The organism is Methanocalculus natronophilus (assembly GCF_038751955.1).
Classification (GTDB): domain Archaea; phylum Halobacteriota; class Methanomicrobia; order Methanomicrobiales; family Methanocorpusculaceae; genus Methanocalculus; species Methanocalculus natronophilus.
Genome location: NZ_JBCEXH010000057.1, coordinates 1 through 691 on the forward strand (window position 1 = coordinate 1; position 691 = coordinate 691).

The 691-nt window shown below is 35.0% G+C and carries 1 protein-coding gene; it reads right to left on the reverse strand.

Annotated elements, in window-relative coordinates; translation table 11 throughout:
* Nucleotides 1-54: 54 nt before the first annotated feature.
* Nucleotides 55-555 carry an MgtC/SapB family protein gene (locus ABCO64_RS10385; protein ID WP_343089412.1) on the reverse strand — a complete coding sequence of 167 codons (501 nt, stop codon included), beginning with the start codon at nt 553-555 and terminating at the stop codon, nt 55-57.
* Nucleotides 556-691 lie beyond the last annotated feature (136 nt).

Consider the following 691-nt stretch of genomic DNA (forward strand, 5'->3'; position numbering starts at 1 on the left):
TAAATTGAAAATTTCTCTCGTTTATTTTCCATAAAAAAAGCCTATTAAAGGCTTTTAATGAAGTTCTTCTACATTGTGGCGGATCACATTTTTAATAATCGTTAATACAAACAACGTCATTAAACTAAGCGCAATACCTAATACATACATTCCATACCCAAAAATAATCCCTATAATGGCACTAATCCAAAGGGTTGATGCGGTGGTTAGCCCACTAATATATCCATTGGTTTTTAAGATTGCACCGGTCCCTAAGAACCCAATCCCTGAAACAATTTGTGCAACGACACGTTGTCTTTCGATGGTAATGGTCATGTGTTCTAACATATCAGGATTCGATTGCACAAATGCGATGGCATCTTGGACCATCATTTGTTGGGCAATGGTTAAACCTGATGCGCCGATTGCGACTAGTAAGTGGGTCGTTAACCCTGCAATTTTATTACGACGTTGTCTTTCAAAACCAATTAAGCCAACGAATAAAATCGTAAGCCCTAAACTTTGCAAGATATAATTTATGTCCACATTTGGATTCATACTCAACAACATGCTCATCACTCTTTTCAAATCAATTTAATATATCATAATATTATATATGTTTAACGGTAAAATTTCAAGGCTTTTAACGGAATCTATGAAAAGCTTTACATAAAAAAGCATCCCCAACTTTTATGGGGATGCTAGTTAACAT